Annotated in this window: 20 protein-coding genes; 10 read left to right on the top strand and 10 right to left on the bottom strand. The window is 55.0% G+C overall.

The window, feature by feature from the left end; genetic code table 11:
* Positions 1 to 74 precede the first annotated feature (74 nt).
* The gene (locus tag TH4_RS18695) at positions 75 to 974 is read left to right on the top strand and encodes a DMT family transporter (protein WP_064782335.1); all 900 of its coding nucleotides are present in this window, start codon (positions 75 to 77) and stop codon (positions 972 to 974) included.
* On the opposite strand, the gene TH4_RS18690 is transcribed toward TH4_RS18695, so the two are convergent.
* Positions 975 to 1,523 (bottom strand): hypothetical protein, encoded by a 549-nt coding sequence (locus TH4_RS18690; protein WP_209437395.1) that lies wholly within the window; start codon positions 1,521 to 1,523, stop codon positions 975 to 977.
* A 2-nt stretch (positions 1,524 to 1,525) separates the two neighbouring features.
* Entirely contained in the window at positions 1,526 to 2,314 is a 789-nt protein-coding gene (locus tag TH4_RS18685; protein ID WP_064782333.1) for a DUF4198 domain-containing protein, read from the bottom strand.
* Between the two features lie 105 nt (positions 2,315 to 2,419).
* On the opposite strand from TH4_RS18685, the gene nikR reads away from it, so the two are divergent.
* The 3 genes from nikR to TH4_RS18670 all read left to right on the top strand — a co-directional run bounded on the left by nikR (position 2,420) and on the right by TH4_RS18670 (position 4,654).
* Positions 2,420 to 2,899 carry a nickel-responsive transcriptional regulator NikR gene (gene nikR, locus TH4_RS18680; RefSeq protein ID WP_008890365.1) on the top strand — a complete coding sequence of 160 codons (480 nt, stop codon included), beginning with the start codon at positions 2,420 to 2,422 and terminating at the stop codon, positions 2,897 to 2,899.
* A 285-nt stretch (positions 2,900 to 3,184) separates the two neighbouring features.
* Positions 3,185 to 4,258 (top strand): recombinase RecA, encoded by a 1,074-nt coding sequence (gene recA / locus TH4_RS18675; protein WP_040823385.1) that lies wholly within the window; start codon positions 3,185 to 3,187, stop codon positions 4,256 to 4,258.
* A gap of 90 nt (positions 4,259 to 4,348) precedes the next feature.
* On the top strand, positions 4,349 to 4,654 hold the full coding sequence (locus TH4_RS18670) for an NIPSNAP family protein (protein WP_008890363.1): 306 nt from the start codon (positions 4,349 to 4,351) through the stop codon (positions 4,652 to 4,654).
* Positions 4,655 to 4,685: 31 nt separating this feature from the next.
* Here the strand turns inward: TH4_RS18670 and TH4_RS18665 are convergent, their stop codons facing one another.
* Positions 4,686 to 5,699, bottom strand: a complete 1,014-nt coding sequence (locus TH4_RS18665; RefSeq protein ID WP_064782332.1) for a helix-turn-helix domain-containing protein — start codon at positions 5,697 to 5,699, stop codon at positions 4,686 to 4,688.
* Between the two features lie 133 nt (positions 5,700 to 5,832).
* Here TH4_RS18665 and TH4_RS18660 point away from each other — a divergent pair, with 133 nt between their 5' ends.
* The 6 genes from TH4_RS18660 to alaS all read left to right on the top strand — a co-directional run bounded on the left by TH4_RS18660 (position 5,833) and on the right by alaS (position 11,183).
* Positions 5,833 to 6,885 carry an alpha/beta hydrolase family protein gene (locus tag TH4_RS18660; protein ID WP_064782331.1) on the top strand — a complete coding sequence of 351 codons (1,053 nt, stop codon included), beginning with the start codon at positions 5,833 to 5,835 and terminating at the stop codon, positions 6,883 to 6,885.
* A 216-nt stretch (positions 6,886 to 7,101) separates the two neighbouring features.
* On the top strand, positions 7,102 to 7,242 hold the full coding sequence (locus TH4_RS18655; protein WP_008890360.1) for an entericidin A/B family lipoprotein: 141 nt from the start codon (positions 7,102 to 7,104) through the stop codon (positions 7,240 to 7,242).
* Between the two features lie 53 nt (positions 7,243 to 7,295).
* The gene (locus TH4_RS18650; protein ID WP_008890359.1) at positions 7,296 to 7,472 is read left to right on the top strand and encodes a DUF1328 domain-containing protein; all 177 of its coding nucleotides are present in this window, start codon (positions 7,296 to 7,298) and stop codon (positions 7,470 to 7,472) included.
* Between the two features lie 206 nt (positions 7,473 to 7,678).
* The gene (locus TH4_RS18645; protein WP_008890358.1) at positions 7,679 to 7,822 is read left to right on the top strand and encodes an entericidin A/B family lipoprotein; all 144 of its coding nucleotides are present in this window, start codon (positions 7,679 to 7,681) and stop codon (positions 7,820 to 7,822) included.
* A complete protein-coding gene (locus tag TH4_RS18640; RefSeq protein ID WP_064782330.1) occupies positions 7,809 to 8,348 on the top strand; it encodes a GNAT family N-acetyltransferase in 540 nt (179 codons plus the stop codon). Before TH4_RS18645 ends, TH4_RS18640 begins: the two co-directional genes overlap by 14 nt.
* Before the next feature lie 180 nt (positions 8,349 to 8,528).
* Positions 8,529 to 11,183: an alanine--tRNA ligase gene (alaS, locus tag TH4_RS18635; RefSeq protein ID WP_064782329.1), complete on the top strand. Its 2,655-nt coding sequence runs from the start codon at positions 8,529 to 8,531 to the stop codon at positions 11,181 to 11,183.
* A gap of 84 nt (positions 11,184 to 11,267) precedes the next feature.
* On the opposite strand, the gene TH4_RS18630 is transcribed toward alaS, so the two are convergent.
* From TH4_RS18630 to TH4_RS18600, 7 genes are all read right to left on the bottom strand, one after another.
* Complete coding sequence (locus TH4_RS18630) at positions 11,268 to 12,641, bottom strand: DUF2254 domain-containing protein (protein ID WP_064782328.1); 1,374 nt, start codon at positions 12,639 to 12,641, stop codon at positions 11,268 to 11,270.
* Positions 12,642 to 12,829: 188 nt separating this feature from the next.
* A complete protein-coding gene (locus TH4_RS18625; RefSeq protein ID WP_064782327.1) occupies positions 12,830 to 13,672 on the bottom strand; it encodes a tetratricopeptide repeat protein in 843 nt (280 codons plus the stop codon).
* Between the two features lie 210 nt (positions 13,673 to 13,882).
* Positions 13,883 to 14,599, bottom strand: a complete 717-nt coding sequence (locus TH4_RS18620; RefSeq protein WP_064782326.1) for a hypothetical protein — start codon at positions 14,597 to 14,599, stop codon at positions 13,883 to 13,885.
* A gap of 185 nt (positions 14,600 to 14,784) precedes the next feature.
* Entirely contained in the window at positions 14,785 to 16,209 is a 1,425-nt protein-coding gene (locus TH4_RS18615; RefSeq protein ID WP_064782325.1) for an aldehyde dehydrogenase family protein, read from the bottom strand.
* Between the two features lie 76 nt (positions 16,210 to 16,285).
* On the bottom strand, positions 16,286 to 17,017 hold the full coding sequence (locus TH4_RS18610; RefSeq protein WP_064782324.1) for an MBL fold metallo-hydrolase: 732 nt from the start codon (positions 17,015 to 17,017) through the stop codon (positions 16,286 to 16,288).
* Positions 17,014 to 18,126, bottom strand: a complete 1,113-nt coding sequence (locus TH4_RS21045) for an ABC transporter ATP-binding protein (protein WP_064782323.1) — start codon at positions 18,124 to 18,126, stop codon at positions 17,014 to 17,016. The genes TH4_RS18610 and TH4_RS21045 overlap by 4 nt, the downstream gene beginning before the upstream one ends.
* Positions 18,123 to 18,914, bottom strand: coding sequence for an ABC transporter permease (locus TH4_RS18600; protein WP_064782322.1), 792 nt, complete (start codon positions 18,912 to 18,914; stop codon positions 18,123 to 18,125). The genes TH4_RS21045 and TH4_RS18600 overlap by 4 nt, the downstream gene beginning before the upstream one ends.
* Position 18,915 lies beyond the last annotated feature (1 nt).

Genomic DNA, 18,915 nt, shown 5'->3' with positions numbered 1-18,915 from the left:
TATGCGCTACCAAGGCCCGCACTCAATAACTGGTGTTGAAGCCAGACAGACAAACCCTTTCGGAAACGCGCCCCATGATTTCCCTTTTTGGCGAAGCTGCTGCCTTTACTGCTGCGCTCTGTTGGGCGAGTTCCAGCATGATCTTTTCCAATATCGGCGGAAAGGCAGGGGCGCAGACGGTTAATCGCGGGCGTCTGGCCTGTTCGATTTTTTGTCTGACCATTTTGCATTGGATCCTTCAAGGCCAGCCATGGCCGAATGCCATCACGTGGGAACAGCTTGGCTGGTTGTCACTTTCATCGGTATTGGGGCTGGTGATTGGTGATGCCATGCTGTTTCAGGCTTTTGTTCTGATCGGTGCGCGGCTTTCGATGTTGTTGATGTCGACTGTTCCGATCATGGGCGCGGTTCTGGCCTGGGTCCTGTTTGATGAAACGCTGCGTCCGATTGAAATCACCGGGATCGCCTGTGGGGTGGGCGGGGTTTTGATTGTCATTCTTGGCAAAAAGGGCCGCCCGATCGGGCTTGAGGGCCGCAATTACGCCATCGGCATTCTGTTTGGTTTTGGCGGCGCGGTCGGTCAGGTCGCCAATCTGATCACGGCGAAATATGCCCTTATTGATGGCTATTCAGCACTTTCCGCCACCTGGATCAGAACGCTGGTTGCGGTGATTGCCATGTGGGGATTGGCGATCATTCTTGGCCGGGTACGGCGGACTATTACGGCCTGTATCGCGCCGGATGTTGGCAAATGGCTGTTGCTGGGCGCGCTTATCGGCCCCGCAATCGGTGTGTGGCTGTCAATGCTGGCGGTTCAAAACGCTAATGTCGGGATTGCCTCAACCCTGATGGCGCTGCCGCCGGTTATTCTGATCGTTTATGAAGGCCTGATCCTGCGCAAGCCGGTTGGCATTCAGGCGGTAATCGGAACCTGCCTTGCCTTTGGCGGGGTGACCTTGCTGTTCATGCCCTGATCAGTTCGACTGTTTCCGAGCCATCTGGCGACGCTGCCAAAGCATAAGCCCGCCAAACAGGTTTGCGAGGATGCTGCAGCCAAACAGGATGCTCGCCCAAATCGGCAAATCAAACAGCGCGGGGGTGCCTTGTATGGCCGTTGCCGATGACGCAGCAGCTGTCTGTTCGCCCCCCGGTGTGACTGTGGCGTTGGCGGTGTCCGTCGGCTGATAGGTCAATTGCACAACATGCCCCATGCCATCGGCCACCTTGATGTGGAGTTCACTTGGCGCATCTTGTGGCGATGTGCCGCCAAGCCCAAGCGAAAACTGACCGATCCGGTCCGTGCGCGCCTTTTGCCAGACCTTGCCGTCCTTGGTTGTGACAACAACCTCGGCAAAGGCCATCGGGGATCCGTCGGTATATCGGAAACCATAGGTCTTTGTATCGGCACTGTCTTCGATCTGCCAGCCAGCGCCATGGGCATGGGCGGGGGCAGGGACGGCCAATGGCCCCGCAATCAGCAGGGCCATCAGAACCAAAAGGCGATAAAAGCCGGTCCGTGCCATCATCATTTATCTACGGCGAATGATAGCGTCGCGCGGATGTTGTGGTTGCCAACGCCTTCCTCGGCATCGGGCATATCGGCCGCGACACGCACAATCCACAAACCGGGGGCCGAAACCCGGATCTTGGCAATGCCACTGCCGGCCTCGGTGCTCAGTGTCTCGGTCGCATAGGCCCAGGAGGACGGCGTTTCGGTAAATCCGGCATAGGTTGCCAGAACCGAGGTCGTCAACGGGTGGCCGTTCAAAAGGATCTGGAATTCGGCATCCTCGCCGACCTTGGTGTCACGCGGATCGCTGAGCGGCACGATTTCAAGCGCATCACCAAGCGGTTTGGTAACAAAATCGGCAGCACCTTCGGTACCCACCAGAAGCTTGGCAAACTTTTCATAGCGGGTCGATGCGATGGCATCGGGATGCTCGTCGGCACCGCCAGCCTGCCAGCCATCGGGGGTCTGGGACCAGACAACACCCAGACGATGGCCGGAAATCCAGGCCGCGGTATCGGGCACTTCAAACGTACCGATAAGGTTGGGCGCGTCATCATTTTGGGAAATCGCAATGTCGTTCGTGCCACCAGCGGTGATCAGTGCGGCGCGCACATCATTTACGCCTTCTGCTTCTTCCGGAAGGCCAAACTGATGGGTCGAATCAAGGATAAGTGTCGCATTCTCGCCCGGCTTCGCCGTTGCAGGCGATTGGCTTGCGATGAATTCATGGGCGTTTGCCGACAGGCCGATCAAAAGCGTTGCGGCACCAATCACCATGCTTGCTGCGAACTTTGGTTGAAACATTTGCGTTCCTTTGGGAAATTGTTTTTATGGAAGAACCATGTGCGGGTGTGAACTTTTCAAAAAAGATCATACTCGTCAAGCCGTTGATTGTGAGAGGTAGTCAAAATGACCCGCGTGACCGTATCGATTGAAGACGATCTGATGGAGGCGTTTGACGCGTTTCTTGATCACCGCGGCTATACCAACCGGTCCGAGGGTTTTCGCGATCTGATCCGTGAAAAGCTTCAGAATACCAAGCTTGAAGACAATGCCGACGGGGTCGGGATTGCGGTTCTGAACTATGTCTATGATCACGAAGAACGCATGCTGGCATCACGCCTGATGAGTACCCAGCACGAACATCACAATCTGACGGTTTCCACGGTTCACTTCCATATCGATCATGATACCTGCCTTGAAAGCGTGACATTGCGCGGGCGGCTTTCGGAAATCCGTGCCTTTGCCGACAAGGTGCTGGCTCAGCCGGGCGTGCGCCACGGGCAGCTTTATACCGTGCCGGGCGAATTGCATGTCGAAAGCCATCATCATGGCGATGATCATCACGGACATGCGCACAAGCACGAACATCTTAAAATCACCACCTGATCGCATTGCCAAACCGTCACTGACCGCACGTCCCGCTGTTGTCGGGCGGGCGATTGATGGGTCTGTTCTCTGAAAGTTCTGCTCGACGCAATGAGAACAAACTTGCAACATCTGAATTTTTGTGAGAATGTTCGCATTATGTTCTCAGTTGTTTTGTCGATAAGAACGCAGTGGCAGGCTGCGGCTACAGGCAAAACAGTCTAGCGGTGGCGTTCCGCATTATAGGTCCGGGGAACCGCCTGCGTTGCATCCAACCCGGCCCTGTGGAATAAGAGAGTTCGAGCAATGATTCAGACCGCGCTGCATTTGGTGGATAAGGATACTATGGATAAGCAGAAGGCACTCGAAGCCGCCCTTGGGCAGATCGAACGGGCATTTGGCAAAGGTTCGATTATGAAGCTGGGTCAGCGGGAAAGCGCCGTTGATATCTCAGCCATTTCAACCGGTTCGCTCGGTCTTGATATCGGACTGGGCATTGGCGGTCTGCCGCGTGGCCGTATCGTCGAAATCTATGGTCCGGAAAGTTCGGGTAAAACCACGCTGGCGTTGCACACGGTTGCCGAAGCCCAGAAGCTTGGCGGGACCTGTGCGTTTGTCGATGCCGAACACGCGCTTGACCCGGGATATGCCCGCAAGCTGGGTGTGAATACCGACGAACTCCTGATTTCCCAGCCTGATGCCGGTGAACAGGCTCTTGAAATCGCCGACACGCTGGTGCGTTCTGGCGCGATTGATGTTCTGGTCGTCGATTCGGTTGCTGCCCTTGTCCCGCGCGCCGAACTTGAAGGTGAGATGGGCGATACGCACGTTGGTCTGCAGGCCCGCCTGATGAGCCAGGCACTGCGTAAACTGACCAGTTCGGTCTCGCGTTCGAACTGCATGGTCATCTTCATCAACCAGATCCGTATGAAGATCGGCGTGATGTTTGGCAGCCCGGAAACCACCACCGGTGGTAACGCGCTTAAATTCTATGCCTCTGTCCGCCTTGATATCCGCCGTATCGGTCAGATCAAGGACCGTGATGAAGTCGTTGGTAACCAGACGCGTGTCAAGGTCGTCAAAAACAAGATGGCCCCGCCGTTCAAGCAGGTCGAATTCGACATCATGTATGGTGAAGGCATTTCCAAGATGGGTGAAATCCTTGATCTTGGCGTCAAGGCCGGCATCGTCGAGAAATCTGGTTCCTGGTTCTCCTATAACTCGACCCGTATCGGTCAGGGCCGCGAGAACGCCAAGAGCTTCCTGCGTGAAAATCCGGAAATGACCAAGGAGATCGAAAACAGCATTCGCGAGAGTGCCGGTCTGATCGCCGAAGCCATGACCAATATGAGCGAAGACGAACCGGTCAACGACGATTGATCTGATCAATCTGGCGACATAATTTCAAAGGGTGGGGTACAAATGTATCCCGCCCTTTTTGCTGCAATACCCTATGGCGGAGATAAAGCCGTGGTTACTTGTTATGTGAAATACATCCTCGACAGCTACAAGGTCCCTGAATTCGAGACCTATGCCAAACGCTGGATCCCCATCGTCACTCGCATGGGCGGAACCCATCATGGCTATTTCTTGCCTCATGAAGGGGCCAGCAATGTTGCTTATGCGCTGTTTAGCTTTCCAAGCCTTGCCGACTATGAGGATTACCGCAAACGCATGGCCGATGATCCCGAATGTCAGGAAGTGTTTGAAATGGAAGTACGTAATCGTAGCATCATTTCCTATGAGCGCAGCTTCATGCGCCCGGTTTTGGAATGATCCGGGCATGATGCTTGGGGCGAATGCGTTGTCAAATTTCGCGTGAAATAATGGTTTTCTGCTGCCATTGGCTTGGCGTCTTGCCTGTAATCCGCAGGAATTCACGATTGAAGTTGGACTTGGTGTTAAAGCCGCTTTCAAGCATCGTGTTGGTCACATTTTCCCCCGCGTCAAGCATGCGGCAGGCATGGTCAATCCGGTATTTATTGATATAGCGCGACACGTTTTCACCGGTCGTGGTGTTGATCGCCATTGAAATCTGTTTTAGGGGGCGTCCCATGCGTCGGGAAATTCGGGCAAGGGTCAGATCCGGATCAAGATACAACCGTTCCTGTGTCTGTAACGCGTTGAGTTCGTTCATGATGGCCTGACATTGCTCAGAACTCAATACGGCCTGGCTATCATCGACCGGGTCCTTCAATGCGACATCAATCGCAATGTCTGGCGACAGGCTGAGAAAGCCAATTGTCAGTAGCGCGATTGACGAGGTGACGCTGAGAACCACACCGGCAATCTCGTCGTTCCCGTCAATCTTGGCCAGCAATATCAGAAGGTCGCTGATGGCTGATATGATCAGTGCAATGGCGATAAAGCGCCAGACCAGTGTGGGGATCTGTCCCGATGTCAGACGCATATGTGCAAAATCACCCCGTTGGCGACGAAGCATCACCAAAATTGCCGATCCATATCCGACAAACAGGCTGCACAAGACAGCATCAATCACGACAGGCAAAAAGAAGACACAGAACGCGACAAGTGCGGGCATCGAAAAATGCAGCAGATCCCCGCGTTGTAAACGGGCGCGAAGGCTTGCTTCGACAAATGCCATCCACGCCATGACCGGAATGGCAGAAGCCGTGATCGGCTGAAGCCATCTCAGCCCGTCGATGCCGTAATATTGAACAAGCCCGACCAAAAAACTTTGCGCGGCAGCCGCCAGCAGAAGCGCCATCAGCATCTTGGGCGTTTTCTGGCCGACAAGGGCGCGGACAAACAAGAACCCTAAAACCAGCGCCACAATCATCGGAACAGGTAGAACAAGCATCTGATCGCAATTTTCCGCCTAAGGGGTATCAAAACCGGTTTTGAGACGTCCACAAACCCGTTCGAGGACGCAAGGCCATCCTGTTTTGGGCAGAACTTCTTCTGTACTCCAACTTAGGACAAGGATCCTTGTGATGAAACCGATATATCTCGCCTTTGCCCTGTGTCTGTTCGCAGGCCTGAAAACATCGCCTGTGCTGGCGGAACAGCAAACCGATTATGCCGGGTATGATCGTTTTGATGTGCGTGCTGCCCATCGTTCCATGCCAATCGCGGCCTCAGTCTGGTATCCCGCAGATACCGTGATTTACAAGGCACCTGTCGGCAACAATATCATCTGGAAGGGAACAATCGCCTATATCGGTGCGGCAATTGCACCGGGTAAGCACCCGCTTGTTCTTCTGTCGCATGGTTCGGGCGGTAATATGGATGGACTTGGCTGGTTGTCTTCGCAACTGGCCCTGCGCGGGGCAATTGTTGTTGCGCTAAACCATCCCGGCACGACATCAGGGGATTCTTCACCCCGCCGGACACCATTTATTGGCGAGCGGGCGGCAGATATTCGGGCGACCCTTGATCAGGTTCTGTCAAATCCGTCCTTTGCTCCTTACATTGATCGCCAAAATATCTCTGCGATTGGCTTCTCTTTGGGCGGAACGACGATCCTAAACCTTATCGGGGTAAGGTTTGATCAAACGCTTTTTGCGCAATATTGCGACCGATTTGGCGATGCCGCACAGGATTGCGACTTTTTGCGCAAAGGAGGCGTCGATCTTGATCATATGCCCAATGATTTCGACGTTCCCAGCCGGGATGACCGGATTGTGCGTAGTATTGCGATTGAACCGGGCATGGGGTTCGCAGCGACGGAGCAAAGCCTTGCAGCGGTAACTTCTCCTGTGCTTTTCATTGGCCTTGGCGAAGAAGAAAAATGGGCGGCTGCCGATTTTGGTCCGACTGGCAGCAATCTTGTTGCACGGATCAAAAATGCATCTTCGGCGAATTTTGCGCCTGCACATCACCTGACATTTCTTGACGAATGTCAGCCAAACGTCGCCGAAATCCTGAAAGAAGAAGGTAGCGATCCGATCTGCACCGATCCCCCTGGTACGGACCGCGCCCTGATCCATCGCCAGATCATTGATGAAATCAGTGAATATCTGGCGCTTGATGCAAAGGCATCCTGATTTCGCAGGTATTGATGTGAAGGAGGTCCACCGTGATCTCCTTCACTTGACGTGCCCCAAAATGATCACGATTGAGGAAAGTTCATTTAAAATCAACGGATTGTCGCACTGTTTATGACGGAAAATTTGACCGGGAAGAACAATGCTGGGAACAATTATGAGTTGTCGCCGTTTGATTTCCTGTGAGCTTTGACACGATCAACCAGGAGAATGAACATGTCGAATACAATGAAAAAGTTTCTCGCGATTCTGATGATTTCGGGTATGGGCCTTGGCCTTGCTGCCTGTGAAACTGCCGAAGGCTTTGGCGAAGACGTCGAAGATGCCGGTGAAGCAATCCAGGACGGCGCTTCCTGATCTGTAACGGATCGTTATTCATTATCTTAAAGCAACAATAGTGGGAGAATCCCATGCTAGGTTGGGCAATATTCTGTTTGGTTCTGGCACTGATCGCCGCCGTTCTTGGCTTTGGCGGCCTTGCAGGGACATTCGTCGGGATCGCAAAGATCTTGTTCTTTGTTTTCCTCGTGCTGTTTGTCGTATCGCTTGTCGTTAACGCGTTGCGTGGCCGTCGCCCGCCGGTCTGATGACCAGACAGTTGCAAAACTGCACGAAGCATACATGCCTATAGAAAGGACGCCATTTTGGCGTCCTTTTCTGCGTTTAGTGCGGCAAACGGCCCTTGTGCGCGATAACGGTTGCAAGCCGGATGCCCCGAGGCCAAAATATCGCGATAAACAACAAGACAGGCGACATGCCTGTTATCCGGACTTGAATGGAGCATCCTGCAAAGATGGAAACGATGACAAAACGTCTTCTGGCCGTCCTGATGGTTATTGGCTTTGGTCTTGCCCTTGGTGCCTGCGAAACCGCCGAAGGATTTGGTCGCGATATGGAAAAACTCGGCAAGTCGATCCAGGACAGTGCAAACGACTAGTCCACGAACGGCCCATCTTCAGACAAACCTTCTTCACACAGACCGCCTCGACCTTTCGGCGGCCAGATTGGCCGATATCCCCGACCTTTATGCGTTCCTTGGTGATCGTGACGCGATGCGGTTCACCCAGTGTGATGAAAGCTTTGCGGCGTGCCGCAAGCGCGTACTGGTCCATGAATGGTTCCGGCGTCGTGATGGATTTGCACCATGGGTCGTAAGGCTGCGCACGTCTGGCGACATCATTGGATGGGGCGGGTTATATACCGATCCGTTTGATCCCGGTTGGGGACCTGAGCTTGGCTATTATCTGGCCCCGAACGCCTGGGGGCAGGGGCTAGGCCGGGAACTGGCGGCTGCGGCGCTTGACTATGGACGCGGCCGGACATCGATTTCGTGTCTGACCGCCTTTGCCCATCCGCAAAACTCGGCATCGCGCAAATTGTTGCTGGGCCTTGGATTTGAGGCCGCCGGGTTTGTCGAGGAAATGAACCGGGATCGATTCACATTATTGCTGAAAACCGGCTGAATTTTGGCTGCCTTTGGCCAGACGGAGCGGCCCGAAATCGCCGAATTGGGCAAAACTTGCGGCAAATCCCCCGGACTCCTTTCGCCTGACTGGACAGGGCAGGGCCGAGCCGCTAAATAGGGCAGTCCGTTCGCCAGTATGGCGCGCGCAGTTGTTCCGCGTTTTCCGGGTTGGAGAGATATGCAGACCGTCAACGATATCCGCACCACGTTTCTGGAGTTCTTCCGCAAGAACGGCCACGAAGTCGTTTCGTCCAGCCCGCTGGTGCCGCGCAATGACCCTACCCTGATGTTCACCAACGCCGGGATGGTTCAGTTCAAGAACGTTTTCACCGGCCAGGAACACCGCGATTATTCGCGTGCCGCGACCTCGCAGAAATGCGTGCGCGCCGGGGGCAAGCATAACGACCTTGAAAATGTCGGTCATACCGCACGCCATCACACCTTCTTTGAAATGCTCGGTAACTTTTCGTTCGGCGACTATTTCAAGGAAAACGCGATTGAATTCGCCTGGAACCTGATCACCAAGGAATATGGCCTTCCGAAAGACAAGCTGCTGGTCACGGTTTATCACACCGATGACGAGGCGCATGGTCTTTGGAAAAAGATCGCCGGTCTGACCGAAGATCGCATCATCCGTATCCCGACCTCGGATAACTTCTGGTCGATGGGCGATACCGGCCCGTGTGGTCCGTGCTCGGAAATCTTCTTTGACCATGGCGATCATATCTGGGGTGGTCCTCCGGGCAGTGCGGAAGAAGACGGCGACCGTTTCATTGAAATCTGGAACCTCGTCTTTATGCAGTACGAACAGATGGCAAATGGTGATCGTGTTGATCTGCCAAAACCGTCGATCGATACCGGCATGGGGCTTGAACGTATTGCCGCTGTGCTTCAGGGCAAGCACGACAACTATGACATCGATTTGATGCGTGCGCTGGTCGAAGCATCGGCCGATGCCACCAACACCGATCCGGATGGTTCGCATAATGTGTCGCACCGTGTGGTTGCCGACCATCTGCGTTCAACCAGCTTCCTGATTGCCGATGGTGTTCTGCCGTCCAATGCCGGTCGTGGCAACGTTCTGCGCCGTATCATGCGCCGCGCGATGCGCCACCTGCATATGGTCGGAACCCAGGATCCGACGATGTATAAGCTGGTCCCCGCCCTGGTAAGCAAGATGGGCGGTGCCTTCCCGGAACTGGTCCGTGCACAGGCATTGATCGAAGAAACCCTTAAGCTGGAAGAGCAGGGCTTTAAAACCATGCTTGATCGCGGTCTCAAGATGCTTGATGACGCGACCGATGGCATGGATGCGGGCGCGACCCTTTCGGGCGATGTCGCGTTCAAGCTTTATGACACCTATGGCTTCCCGCTTGATCTGACGGCCGATGCGCTTAAAGAACGCAAAATCGGCATCGATGAAGCCGGCTTTACCACCGCCATGGAAGAACAGAAAGCCAAGGCACGTTCGGCTTGGTCCGGTTCGGGCGAAGCGGCGACCGAGGAAGTCTGGTTTGACATCAATGACCGTGACGGTGCGACCGAGTTCCTGGGCTATGAAACCGAAACGGCTGAGGGTGTGGTTACCGCGCTGATCAAGGACGGTGCCGAAGTCAAATCGGCATCGAAGGGCGACGAAGTTGCCGTTCTTGCCAACCAGACCACTTTCTTTGGTGAGTCCGGTGGTCAGCAGGGCGATGCTGGTGTGATCAAAACCGAACATGGTGCGATCATTGAAATCACCGACACCCAGAAAAAGCTGGGAAGCTTGCATGTGCATCTCGGCAAAGTGACCGAAGGCGACGTCAAGGTTGGCGACGCTGCGGAATTCCGCGTCGATCATACCCGCCGTTCAAGCTTGCGTGCTAACCACTCGGCCACCCACCTTTTGCATGCGGTTCTGCGCAAGCATCTTGGTGACCACGTAACCCAGAAGGGATCCCTGGTCGCGGCTGACCGTCTGCGTTTCGACATCTCGCATCCCAAGGCCGTCACGGCCGAGGAAGCCGCGGTAATCGAAGCCGACGTCAACAGCCTGATCCGCGAAAACAGCGAAGTCACCACCCGTCTGATGACCCCGGACGAGGCGATTGAGCTGGGTGCCATGGCGCTGTTTGGCGAAAAATACGGCGATGAAGTCCGCGTTGTGTCGATGGGCCTGCCGGTCGCCAATGAACATGCCTATTCGCTTGAACTTTGCGGCGGTACGCATGTGAAGCGTACCGGCGATATCGGCATGTTCAAGATCGTGTCAGAGGGCGCTGTTTCAAGCGGTGTCCGCCGTATCGAGGCCCTGACCGGCGCCGATGCCGCCAAATACATGTCGGCCCGTGAAAACGTTCTGACCACGGTTGCAGCAGACCTTAAGGCCGTTCCTGAAGATGTCCCGGCCCGCGTCAAGGCGCTGCAGGAAGAACGTCGTCGTCTGGAACGCGAAGTTTCCGACCTGCGCAAAAAGCTGGCAACGGCTGGCTCTGGTGCGGCTTCCGGCGCTGATGCGTTTAAGGAAGTTAATGGCGTCAAAATGGCGCTGCGGTCGCTTGACGGCATCCCGGCCAAGGAACTCAAAGGCATGGTCGACGAGCTCCGCGATCAGATGGGCTCAGGCATCGTTGCCCTTGTTTCGGGCGACGGTGGCAAGGCCTCCATCGTTGTCGGCCTGACCGCGGACCTGACGGATAAATACAGCGCAGTTGATCTTGTGCGCATCGGTGTTGAAAAGCTCGGTGGCAAGGGCGGCGGTGGCCGTCCGGATATGGCACAGGGCGGCGGTTCTGATCCGGCGCAGGCGGATGCCGCACTGGCCGCGATTGAGGCACATATCGCCGGCTAAGCGATCACCTGCCAAAAGTCTGATGAATTAAAAGGGCCCCAATCGGGGCCCTTTTCTTTTGTCTGATGATTTCGGTTGCTTTTGTTATGCGTCTTCTTCGGACGCAGAATTTTTGACCGGCTTCTGATGATGCAGGACACGGGTGGCGGCGCGAACGACGGTTTTACGGTCGTTTTCTTCGGGGATGTCACGCTCGGCGGCATTGGCGATCATGCGGGCGTGGGTGCGCAGCACTTCGCGTTGATGATCGGTCTCGGCCAGTCGCATCAGGCTTTCAAGGATTTCAGCCATCGGCAACAACACATCCGGCTTTGCCGTCGCAGACTGGCGGATCTGGTCATAGGCTGCCCCCAGCATGCCGCCAAAATCGGACATCAGGGCATGCAGGCGGACTTCATCGTCATCATCGCGCCAGATGCCGACCGGATAGCGAAACTGCATGGCATGTGGAAGTGCGTCCCCCAGACGATAGATTGCGGCAATGGCCGTGAACGGATCGTTGATGCCCGGTGACAGGGCGCGCAGAGCAACTTCGACCAGCTGGCGCAGGGCAAATTCGACATCGAGCATGGCCGTGCGGTGCGATCCGATCATGATCGCCTCAAGAATATCGGCGTGGCATTGTTCGATATTGTCTTGTGCCTGTTTGGAGACGTCATCCTTCAAGGGTGTGATGCGCCCGACAATATCACCGATCAGCACATGCTGCCCGGCGCGGATCACAAGCGAGATACGCGTATCCGTCTGTTTGGCGATTTCACAGATTTTTTCATAGTCGACGCCCTGCACATATCCCGAAGACGCGACGCAAATGGCCTGATCGCGGGGGATGTCCTGTGGGTCGGGCAGGGTTGTCTGGGCGCTTTCGGCCGCCTTGATTGGGTCAGTCAGGGTGTTGCTGGCCGATTGAATGGTTTCTTCAAGGTTTTTGCCAACACGCTGTATGACCTCATCGGCAACGATGGACCGGCCAAGGTGATGGACAAACAGGATCAGGACAAAAACGCTGATGACAAACAGCGCGATACCGACCGTCACGGCCAGATGCGGCACCGGTGCAGAATCCGGTTTTTCACCCATCAACATAAGCGAGGTGATCAAAAACAGAATGCTGCCAACAAAAGTGCCCAGCGCATTCTGGGTTTTGTTATCGCCCATGAAGTTGCGGATCATACGCGGTCCAAGTGATCCGGCGGCAAGGGTCAGGACCACCATCGTGATCGACAGGGCAAAGGTTGTAAGGGTGACGAGCGTGGCCAACAGCGTTTCAAGCAACCCGCGCACTGCCTGGATTTCATTAAACCCGGGCAGCAGGCTGGGAAACATGTCGCGCAAGATATCCTGGGGGGCTGCCATAATGCCGACCGCAAGGGCCGCACCGCCCAGTGCAAAAAGCAAAGGCGATACCCACAGGCTATAGGTCAGAAATTCCCAGACGCGGATCAGGCGTTGAACCATGATGCAAAAACCCCTTTCGGGTCAAAGAGTGTCGCGTGACCCGGATCGGGGGAAAACGCATGGACATCATATGATTAAACGCCGATCAGTGCATGCAGTTCCCGCCTGATCTGTTTTGCCGTCGGCAAAGGGGATTTCAAAATGCGCAAGCAATGAGGAAACGTGCGCAGAAAGGCAGGGCAAACGTCTCAGATATCGACTTGTTCGATGGCTGCTTTGCCAATCAGCGCCTGTGCCTCTGGTGTGCCCTTGCGCGCAGTGTCGGGCAGCTTTGCCAGTTGATCGGCGGTTGCCCGGATGTCGTCAAGGTCATCGATCTCGTCACAGACTTCCATCACCCGGTTCCAGATCGCGTCATGATCCATCCCGCCCATAACGGTCAGGGAGATGGCGCGATTAAGCGTTGCCTGCGGATGGTTGGCATCCTGGGACAGGATTTGTTCAAACGCCTCAAAGGCTGCTATCAGATGGCCTTCGCGCAGATTGATCACACCCAAATCGTTTGATGCAGCAAGCGAGGACGGATTGATCCGAAGCAGCTGTTCAACCGCACGCCGTTCGCCTTCAAAATCCTCGTTGGTGCGGTGGCATGTGGCGATCAGCCGGTGGATGCCCTCTGATCCCGGATTGTGGTGGGCGGCAGTTTGCAGGGCCGAAAGGGCTGCGTCATAGCGTTCCAGCGCGATCAATGCCTGCCCGCGCAAGGTCAGCATTTCCGGATCAGTCGGTTTGGCGCGCAGCACGATATCAATGTGGTTGAGTGCGCTACGTGCGTCACCGTTTTCAAGCAATGCGCGTGCAATGTGATGCAGGCAGTCTTCATGACCCCCATCAGATTGCAGCACCGTGCGATACTCACCGATTGCTTCGATGATCGAACCTTTTTCATGAAGCGCACGCGCCAGCCCGAAACGGGCATCAAGGTTATCCATATCTTCGCCAAGTGCCTGGCGCAGCATGTTGATTGCGGCGTCATACTGTCGCTGCTTCAAGGCGGCAAGCCCCATATCAGAAAAGGACATTGCATTCATAGGAGGTCTCCCAATCCAATCGCAATCCGTTGACCGGACTGCTGAATTTATCGATTAACGATGGGATTATAATGCCCAAACCGATCATTACCAGCCCTATGTCATAACGAATTCATGACGCCAGACCTGTTGCCGTTGTGAGCCCCAAAAAGAAAAGGCCCCGGAACCAGCCGGGGCCTGTGTCAGGACCGATTTGTGATCCCTGAGCACTTAGTTCAAGAAGGTGTCAGCAATCGGTTCTTCATGTTCCTTGGTCCAAGCAATGATGGTTTCAAGGTTGGTTTTCCAGAGTTCCGTACCAAACGGGCGATCATAAGAAAACTTTTCTTCCGGGATGTAACCTGGGATTACCTCGTCGGTGGGTTGGCGGTAATTAAAGCCGTACTGCACGGTTAGCAGCTTGTTGCGGCGGGAAAAGCGATAGTTGGAAAACACCATAGTTTCGGGTTTCTTTATGTTGTTTCCACGGAAATAGGCCTCAGCCTGTTTGACGCGTTCATTTGCGTTCGCCCCGACATGCAGCGACCAATCTTCAATAATAAAGCACTTTTGATTTCCGCCTTCCTGATTGGCCGACTGCTCGTAATAGAGTGTGCTCTGATCAGGATCACAATAGTCGGTCGCATAGAAATAATACCGCATCGACGTCTCAAGTGCGGTGGCAAACATTACGAGGCCATCCAGATTTTTGTCAGCATCAATTTTGGCCAAAACAACCTCACCAAATGGCTGACCTGAGTTGTTTTTTGATATTGATTTTCCGACAACCTTCCAATCGCCTGGTGGCAAAAGAACTTGGCCTTGCGGGACGCTCACTTTCCCTGAATAGATCGTGCCAATTTTGTTTTGCTCGTTAAATGCACTGGTAGCCGTTACACATCCTGCAAGCAGGGCAGCAGTCGCAAGAATGACGAATTTTTTGATCATTTGTGTCCCTTTCCTCAACGTCCCGACAATTCTTACGTGTCTGAATGGAAAGGGTAAACTATCCAAATTCATGGGGACGCGCCCATTCGGATAGTGTCGTTCGCAGGAGGTATTTGAAGCATTTCCGATGGAAGCAGGGCCGGGCGCCATCAGCCAGTCAGCGCCCGGCAAAGAGGTAGGCGATTTTAAAGCTTATGGATCATCTTGATTTCCATGAAGTCTTCAAGGCCAAACAGACCGCCTTCGCGGCCGTTGCCTGATTGCTTGTAACCGCCAAACGGACTGCCCGCCATTGGGGCGGAGCCATTCAGCAACACCATACCGGCACGCAGTTGGCGGGCGACGCGGTCGGCCTTTTTGGCATCCGGGGTCTGGATATAGGCGGCCAAACCGTATGGCGTGTCATTGGCGATTTCAATCGCTTCTTCTTCGGTGTCAAACGGGATCATCGAGACCACCGGGCCAAAGATTTCCTCGCGTGCGATGCGCATATTGTTGTTCACATCGGCAAAGATGGTCGGTTTGACGAAGTATCCCTCGTTGGTGTCGTCAGGCTTGCCCGCACCACCAACGAGAAGGGTCGCACCTTCGTCAATGCCGGCCTGAATAAGGGTCTGAACCCGGTCAAACTGGATGTGGCTGACCAGCGGGCCGATATGGCTGCCTTCCTTGGTCGGATCGCCGACGGATGCCTGTTCGCCAACGCGTTTGGCAACCGTGACCGCGTCATCATAGATCGAGCGTTGCACCAGCATGCGGGTCGGCGCATCACAGGTCTGGCCGGAGTTGTTGAAAACGGCATTCACACTCCAGGCGATGCGGTCTTCGATATCGACATCGTCGAACACGATGTTGGGGGACTTTCCGCCGAGTTCGAGCGTCACGCGTTTGATGTTTTCCGACGCATCCTTGGTGATTGCCTTGCCCGCACGGGTCGATCCGGTAAAGGACATCATGGTGATATCGGGATGACGCGACAGGGTTGCACCGGCAACCGGACCCGCACCCTGAACCATGTTAAAGGCGCCTGCCGGGAAGCCTGCCTCGTGGATCATTTCGGCATAAAGCATGGCATTAAGCGGGGTGAATTCGGATGGCTTCAACACACAGGTGCAGCCGGTGGCAAGGGCCGGGATGACCTTAAGCACGATCTGGTTGATCGGCCAGTTCCACGGCGTGATCAGGCCGCAAACCCCGATGGGTTCGCGCAACAGAAGTTCGCCATTATAAAGGATTTCCTCAGTCTTGAGCTTCTTCAGCGCAACAATGAAATCTTCGAGATGTGCCGTGCCGGCTGCGGCCTGCTGTTCGTGCGACATGGTGGTTGGCGCGCCGAGTTCCATGGTGATGGTATCTGCAACTTCGCCGTAGCGGCGCTTATAGATAGCAAGCAGGTTCTCAAGCCAGCCAAGACGCTGTTCGAGCGTGGTCTGGCTATAGCTTTCAAAGGCGCGCTTGGCTGCGGCGACGGCAAGGTCGACATCTTCTTCGCTGGCCAGGGTGATTTGGGTGATGACTTCTTCGGTGGCCGGATTGATCACGTCCATCTTTTCCGAGGAAATCGGATCAACCCATTTGCCGTTGATGTAAAATTTGCCTGCGTTATCCATAGGAAGCCTTCCTGATCATGTATGTGGTTCGGGCCAGCGCATTATCCCTCGCACTGGTGACGCTGTTGGCGCGGTTTCAGGTTCGTTCCCTCAGCCAGTTTTTTATTATTTCCCGGTGGCGTTCGGCCCCGTAACTGGCGAAATGTCCGCCATGCACGACCCGGACCGGCAAATCATAAAGCCGTTCCATCGATCGGACATAGTCAGCTGCATTTGCATGATAAGTGTCTTCGATCAAAGGTCCATCATAAACAATGTCACCGGAAAACAGGATGCCGGTGGCCTTTTCCCAAAGCGCAATGCCGCCCGGTGAATGGCCCGGTGTGTGGATGACCTCGAAATGGCGGTCGCCAAGGTCAATCACATCGCCGTCCTCGACAATGCGGGTCGCCGGTGCGGCCTTGACCGCGTAGGTGGTCGAGGCATAGGGAAGCGGCGGGAGTTTTGTGAAAATCTCGTCGGTCACATAGGGATCGGCAAGCGTGTTTTTACGCGTTGGCGCGGCCAGAAGATCGGCTTCGCAACGATGGCATACCCGGTTTTCAAATTCATGGTGGCAACCGATATGATCAAAATGGGTGTGGCTGGCAACCGCCTGAACGCTGCGTTCGGTGACAAGTGGTACCCATTCGGTCAGCGATACAACACCCATGCCACTATCGACCAGCATGTCGCCATCGCGGCCGCGCACATGCCAGATGTTGCAACGGTAAAATTCCTCGATAAACGGTTCGCCGATATACGTGACGTCATCGCCGACGGTTTTCAGGCTATACCAGTCTTCGGGTTTGGCGCGGTCAATCGTCATAGGGCAGCACTTTCTGGCGTGGGGCGGGGCGGATGGCCATGCAACACCACAACCGAGGTCGGATCAAGGGTCAGTTCAACCCATGCCCCCGGTTCGATGATGGCCGATTGCGGCATGTGGGCGGTGATCGTCATGTTGGGGTAATCAAGCGGGCTTAGATGGGCGCGATGATGGGTGCCAAAGAACGATCCGTCTTCGACCTTGGCCTTGCCCAGCGTGATGCGCGGGCCAGTCCCGGTGCTGGCACGGAAATGTTCCGGGCGAATGGCAAGGGTGACCGATGCGCCGGGGGTGAAGCCCCTGCATTCGAATTCAGGCAGTTCAACAGTACCAAGCGATGTCTTGACGGAAATGGTGCTGTCGGTTGCGCTTTCAAATGTGCCGGGGATGAAATTGACCTCCCCCATGAAGCTTGCGGTGAAAATCGTCTTGGGCTGCATATAGATATTTTCGGGGCTGCCGACATCTTCGATCCGGCCGGCATTCATCACCACGATCCGATCAGCAATCGCCATGGCTTCTTCCTGATCGTGGGTGACGTGGACAAAGGTGGTGCCAACCCGTTTCTGAATGGCTTTAAGCTCATCCTGCATCTGACGACGCAGCTTGAGGTCAAGCGCACCCAGCGGTTCATCAAGCAACAACACATCGGGCTCGACCGCAAGTGCACGGGCAAGGGCAACGCGTTGACGCTGCCCGCCCGAAAGTTCATGCGGTTTCTTGTTGGCGGACGTTTTTAGCCCGACCATATCAAGCAGTTCTTCGGCCTTGGCGTGACGTTCGGATTTGCCGACCTTGCGCATTTTAAGGCCAAAGGCGACATTGTCGCGCAGGCTCATATGCGGGAACAGGGCATAGTCCTGAAACATCGTGGTGGTCGGGCGTTTGGCCGGTGCGACATCGCCCATATCCTTGCCATTGATTTCAATCGTGCCACTGGATGGCGACAGGAACCCGCCCAGAAGGGATAACAAGGTGGTCTTGCCACAACCCGATGGGCCCAGCAGGACGATATATTCCCCCGCCGCGATTTCGAGGCTGATATCGTCAAGGGCGGTAAAGTCGCCAAAAATCTTGGTGGCGTTGCGAATGGAGACAGGGGCGGTCATTTCTTTGCCGTCCTTCTAAAGACAATCAATTCAAGAATAAGCAGAAGCGCAACTGATACCAGGAAGACAATGCTTCCAACCGCGTTGGTTTTCGGGTTCAGGCCCGAACGAAGCATGCTCCAGATTTCAACTGGCAGGGTGACGTCAAAGCGCGACAGCAAGAATGCGATGATGAATTCATCCCAGCTAAACGTCACCGACAGGAAAAAGGCCGCAAGGATCGATGGCATCAACATCGGGGCAGATACCTGCGTCATCACCTGCCATTCGGCGGCACCCAGATCGCGGGCGGCCCGTTCGATATTTTTCTGATGATCGCCCATGGATGCATAAATAATCGCAAAGCACAGCGGCAGATTGATCACCACATGCCCGATGCCGACAGTCCAAAGCGACAGCGAAACACCCAGCCAGTTAAAGGTGGTGAGCAAGCCCAACGCAATGATCAGGTAACTGACCGTCATCGGTGCAATCAAAAGGCCACGTTGCAAGCGCGATGCGGGCAAAACAAAGCGCGCCAGCCCATAGGCCGCACAGAAACCAAGCACGCAGGCAACCGTGGCCGAGCCGATGGCAACCATCAAGGAATTGGTCAGGGCCGACATCAGACGATTGTCCGAAAAGACCTCGCCATACCATTTAAGGGTCGCGCCGTTAAAAGGCGGAACCGGCAGGCGGCCATCCTGAAACGAAAACAGGACAAGGACCGCCACGGGCAAAAAGATGAAGCCATAAAGTGCCGCCAGATAAGACCAGGACAGCAGTTTGGAAAAGCGTGAAGAGATCATT

Origin of the sequence: Thalassospira tepidiphila MCCC 1A03514 (assembly GCF_001662875.1) — a bacterium.
Lineage (GTDB): Bacteria > Pseudomonadota > Alphaproteobacteria > Rhodospirillales > Thalassospiraceae > Thalassospira > Thalassospira tepidiphila.
The sequence above is the reverse complement of the archived record's forward strand: the minus strand, read 5'-3'. Positions and strand labels throughout refer to the sequence as shown.

Coding starts and splice junctions, on each gene's coding strand:
- alaS (WP_064782329.1), top strand. CDS start 8,529: ATGCAGACCGTCAACGATATCCGCACCACGTTTCTGGAGTTCTTCCGC.
- TH4_RS21045 (WP_064782323.1), bottom strand. CDS start 18,126: ATGACCGCCCCTGTCTCCATTCGCAACGCCACCAAGATTTTTGGCGAC.
- TH4_RS18615 (WP_064782325.1), bottom strand. CDS start 16,209: ATGGATAACGCAGGCAAATTTTACATCAACGGCAAATGGGTTGATCCG.
- recA (WP_040823385.1), top strand. CDS start 3,185: ATGATTCAGACCGCGCTGCATTTGGTGGATAAGGATACTATGGATAAG.
- TH4_RS18650 (WP_008890359.1), top strand. CDS start 7,296: ATGCTAGGTTGGGCAATATTCTGTTTGGTTCTGGCACTGATCGCCGCC.
- TH4_RS18630 (WP_064782328.1), bottom strand. CDS start 12,641: ATGGTTCAACGCCTGATCCGCGTCTGGGAATTTCTGACCTATAGCCTG.
- TH4_RS18665 (WP_064782332.1), bottom strand. CDS start 5,699: ATGCTTGTTCTACCTGTTCCGATGATTGTGGCGCTGGTTTTAGGGTTC.
- TH4_RS18690 (WP_209437395.1), bottom strand. CDS start 1,523: ATGGCACGGACCGGCTTTTATCGCCTTTTGGTTCTGATGGCCCTGCTG.
- TH4_RS18600 (WP_064782322.1), bottom strand. CDS start 18,914: ATGATCTCTTCACGCTTTTCCAAACTGCTGTCCTGGTCTTATCTGGCG.
- TH4_RS18625 (WP_064782327.1), bottom strand. CDS start 13,672: ATGAATGCAATGTCCTTTTCTGATATGGGGCTTGCCGCCTTGAAGCAG.
- TH4_RS18645 (WP_008890358.1), top strand. CDS start 7,679: ATGGAAACGATGACAAAACGTCTTCTGGCCGTCCTGATGGTTATTGGC.
- TH4_RS18660 (WP_064782331.1), top strand. CDS start 5,833: ATGAAACCGATATATCTCGCCTTTGCCCTGTGTCTGTTCGCAGGCCTG.
- nikR (WP_008890365.1), top strand. CDS start 2,420: ATGACCCGCGTGACCGTATCGATTGAAGACGATCTGATGGAGGCGTTT.
- TH4_RS18655 (WP_008890360.1), top strand. CDS start 7,102: ATGTCGAATACAATGAAAAAGTTTCTCGCGATTCTGATGATTTCGGGT.
- TH4_RS18695 (WP_064782335.1), top strand. CDS start 75: ATGATTTCCCTTTTTGGCGAAGCTGCTGCCTTTACTGCTGCGCTCTGT.
- TH4_RS18620 (WP_064782326.1), bottom strand. CDS start 14,599: ATGATCAAAAAATTCGTCATTCTTGCGACTGCTGCCCTGCTTGCAGGA.
- TH4_RS18685 (WP_064782333.1), bottom strand. CDS start 2,314: ATGTTTCAACCAAAGTTCGCAGCAAGCATGGTGATTGGTGCCGCAACG.
- TH4_RS18610 (WP_064782324.1), bottom strand. CDS start 17,017: ATGACGATTGACCGCGCCAAACCCGAAGACTGGTATAGCCTGAAAACC.